Annotated in this window: 4 protein-coding genes; all 4 read right to left on the minus strand. The window is 69.6% G+C overall.

Translation table 11 applies throughout. The features are described from left to right. A partial coding sequence (locus MJ785_RS20680; RefSeq protein ID WP_239382440.1) for a hypothetical protein occupies positions 1 to 1,082 on the minus strand: 1,082 nt, incomplete at its 3' end. A gap of 751 nt (positions 1,083 to 1,833) precedes the next feature. Then, the gene (locus MJ785_RS20685; protein WP_239382442.1) at positions 1,834 to 2,778 is read right to left on the minus strand and encodes a hypothetical protein; all 945 of its coding nucleotides are present in this window, start codon (positions 2,776 to 2,778) and stop codon (positions 1,834 to 1,836) included. Positions 2,779 to 2,812: 34 nt separating this feature from the next. Next, on the minus strand, positions 2,813 to 3,631 hold the full coding sequence (locus tag MJ785_RS20690; RefSeq protein WP_239382444.1) for a hypothetical protein: 819 nt from the start codon (positions 3,629 to 3,631) through the stop codon (positions 2,813 to 2,815). 30 nt (positions 3,632 to 3,661) lie between these two features. Then, positions 3,662 to 3,994: hypothetical protein (locus MJ785_RS20695; RefSeq protein ID WP_239382446.1), on the minus strand; the 333-nt coding region annotated here is incomplete at its 5' end.

Here is a 3,994-nt window from a genome sequence, read left to right on the forward strand (position 1 = left end):
GTGTACGCCCGGTCCAGCGCGGTGGATGTTCCCGACGTTCCCGTGCCCGAGCTGGTTGGCTGGACGCTGGTGGCTACGTCGATCGCCATCGATGTCCAGGCGGCGGTCGCCGGCAGCGTGAACACCGGCGCGGTCGGCACAGCAGGTTCGTTGGTGACCAGGAGCTGGTAAACCGGTCCGGCGCGGCCCGCGGCGGCAGCGGCGTCGATGACCGTGTCGGCGATCGCGCGGGCACCCAGCTCGTTGGGATGCACCCCGTCCACCGCATAGCGGGACGGGTTCTTCCCGATAGCCGCATCGATGTCAGCGAGGGCGACTCCGGTGGTGAACTCGCCGACGAGCGTGGTGATCGCGGCGTTCCACGCGGCCACATCGGCATCCCCGACGCCGGCCGAATATCCGCCATAGGCCCCGGAGTCACGCAATCGGGGAATGGTGCACACGACGGTCAGCGGGGGTGTGGTGGCCTCGATCTGCCAGTAATCCAGGGCGACGACGCCCCCGGAGTCCACCCCGGTGATCGTCCCGATGATGGTTTTCCCGGCATCGGAGACGTCCAGCCCAGCGACGCGGCGGACGAGATGACCGTGCGTCAGCCCAGCCGGCATGACCGCCGACGTGGAGGTGGTACCCGTGGTACCAGCCGAGGCGTTCCCGCCCCACGTGATGGTCCCGCCGTAGGGGCCGGCCGCCCCGACCAGGCCGATCGCGATGGTGCCGCCGGGGAAATCCGCCGGCAGGGTGATCGTGAAGCTGCCCCCGGCGGTCGTCCAATACCGCACGGAATCCCCGGAGCTGTACGCCCCGCCCGTGGTCGCCACGGCCCCGCCGCTGACGCTGACCGTGCTGTCGGTGTGCTCGCGTACCGACGCGGCCCGATGACGGCTGATCGCCGCGCGGAGCGCATGGATGAACGCGGTGCGCAGCTGAGTGGTATTGCCCCGGTTCCCGAGATCGTTGATACCCCAGCACAGGACCGCGGTCCCCTCGGAGGCGACATACGGCGCCCCGCGGGCGGTTTTCGCCTCCTGGGATAGCACCGTGGCGTAGCCCCCGGTCGACGGCCCCTCGGAAACGAGCATGGTTCCGGTGACTGCCCGGTTGATAACCCGCGCGTCATCAATGCCGCACAGCGCCTGAATGAGACGATCGGCGCGATAGCCGGGGCCGCGAGCGCGCCCTGCCAGAGCTGGAAATAGCTGTGGCCGTAGAACAACAGCTGCCGGGGCAGGATCGGCGCCGCGGGCAGGTTTGCCGTAGGCAGCAGCGCGCGGGCGTCCAGCGGCGCATACCCCCCGGCCTGACCCCGGCTGCTCGCCTGCTGGGCGCCGATGAGCCGAGGGTCGGTCGAGGATGCCACGCCGCCGACGCCCGCGGTGATAGGCAGATGAGTAGCGGGAATGTGGCCGTTGACATCTAGTGGCGCATAGCCACCCGCGATGCCCTTCTGGTTAGCCTGCTGAGCCCCTACCAGCCGGGCGTCATTGCCCGCGGCTACGGATGTGCCCGTGGTGCCGATAGGGAGCTGTCCGCTGACGACTGTGCCCGTACCGCCGAGTAGCGCCACATCATCGGCATCGGTACTGACCGGCACCCCGTCGATCGCTATCTGCTCGCCGCGCAGGTCATACAGCCCTGGTGCGGCGTAGAACGCCAGCATCCCGTTCGTCGAATCGGTGACGACCGGATTGGGCGCCCCGGCCGAGCGTGCCCGGTCCACATACAGTGCGGCCAGTGTGGATGTTCCCGCCGCATACACGCTGATCGGGAGCCCTTTGGCCAGCGTCCCGTCCGGGCGGATCACCGCTTCGGCATACCGGCCCGCCCGGGGGCTCATGCCGCCTCCCCGTACAGGACGGACGCGGTTGGCGTGAGCAGGGACAGCGGGTAGGTCGGGCGCAGGTCACCCTCGCCGGCAGGGCCGGCGTAGGCCAGCGCGGGTGGCCGGGCCGTCATGCCGGGGACTCCCAGCCATGCCCCCGCCAGCTGCGGGCCCCGCACTGTGGCCGCGTCCACGAACGCGGCGATCGCATACCGGGCACCCTGGGTCAGGGTGACCTGACTGATCGCCGCAGGGGCGCTGCCCCCGTTGTCGACGATGGGACGGCTGTTCTCCTGACCCGCATCCGCCGTCCACAGCGTGGCGTCACTGTCGGTGCGGGCAATACACACCAACGTCGACCCGGAGGCGTCCAGCTGGTAGAGACCCATCCGGGCAGTGGACGCACCGACCGCACCCACCCCGGACCGCCAGGTCGTGAGGGTGTCCACGGTCAGGGTGGCCTCTGCCGTGACCAGGGACATCAGGGCCGATCCCGGGGGGATCGCGACCGCACCCCCGGCCCAGAGCCGGTGCATGGTCTCGACCCGGTCGGCGGCAACCCCGCCGGTAATCGCCGATCCGACGGCGTGCACGATCCGGGAGTCATCCCCAGCGGCGACCGTGCCCGCGGTGCTTCCCACCGGCATAATGCCGACGGAAAGCCGGCCCGTGATATCCAGGCCGGCGTATTCCCCGGAGTCTGGGCATGTCGGCACGGACGCGATGACGAATCCTGGGCCGACGAGGTCATAGACGCCGGGGTCTGCCCAGAACGCGGCCACCGCGGACCCGGTGGTGGTGAGCGGGTTTTCCGAGGGGGTGGTGCGCGTACGGCCGGCGTAGAGAACGGCGGGCTGACTGGTCCCCGCGATACAAACGGTGATTGAAATGTTGCGCGCGGGCGTGCCGTCCGGGAATGCCACAGGCAGGCTGCACCGCCCCGCGAAGACCGCCACCGCCGCTCCCTCTCTCTGCCTGTGGTTCTGCTGGTCAGCCGACGGCGATGAACCCGACGTCATAGGTGGTCGCGCCCTGAGATGCGGTAGGCGCGGACTGAAGCGCGATGGTGACCGCCGTCGTCGATACCGCGGAGATGTAGGGCAGCAGCGCCGCGGTGGCGGTGTTCCGCGCGGTCAGCACGACCTGGGGTGCGGACGCCCATGCGGCGGAGAACGTGACCGTGACCTGGTCTCCGGCGGCCACGCTGGTCCCGGTACCCCAGCGGACCTCGCCACGCTGATCGTTGCTGCCGGATACGACCGTGGGCGTAGGCGGTGAGGTGCCCGCGCCGGCAGCCGCGGCGATAGTGGGGGCAGCGGTCGCGGCGGAGGTGATGCGCTTGGTGGCGTCGAGGCCTTGGTAGCCCGACACGGCGCCCTTGTTCGCGGCCTGTTCGGCGCCGGTGACCCGACTGTCGTTGCCGATCGTGACCGTGGCCGACGATGTTCCGGTCGGGAGCTGAGCGATCGGGACTTTGGACCCGGAGTCCAGGGTGGCGTAGCCCGACGCCGCACCGGCACCGGCGGCCTCGGCGTACTCCACCGCGTCCGGGGTGACCGGGACGCTAGCGACTGACACGCCCGGGCCGGAGAGGTCGTACAGGCCGGGGTCCGCGTAGAAGGTCAGCATGCCGCTCGTCGCGTCCGTGGTGACCGGGTTCGCCGCGGTCGCACTCTTGGTCCGGCTGGTGTACAGCGTGGCCAGCGTGGACGTCCCGGGCAGGAACACCGAGACCGACCCGGACTTGAGCAATGTTCCGTCGGTCTTCAGTGCCGCTTCGGTATAGCGCCCCGCATATTGGAATGCCATGAGTTTTCCGCCTTCTCTCTGCGTTCCCGATTAGTAGGTGGGCGCGGGGGTGGACTGATAGCCGATCTGCGGCAGTGGATAGCGGGCTTCCCTGCGGCGGAAACAGACCCGGGTGGAGTCCTGGTTCCATGTGCCGTCCGGGCCGGTGCCCCAGTAGGGGTTTTGGAATCCGAATCCGGTAAACTCCGACATGAGTGGCGAGGTGTCCAGCGCGCGTGCACCCTTGTTCCACAACTGCACCCGGGGCCACACCCAGTGAATAAACGGCGGATCGGCCGGTGCGCCGTCAATGACGGCCCGGGACCATGCCTCTACGGATACCCCGCACGGCGTGGGGTCCTCCCGCAGCGTCGGGTAGGCGTA

Source organism: Protofrankia sp. CiT1, from assembly GCF_917627335.1.
In the GTDB taxonomy this organism is placed as follows: Bacteria; Actinomycetota; Actinomycetes; order Frankiales; family Frankiaceae; genus Protofrankia.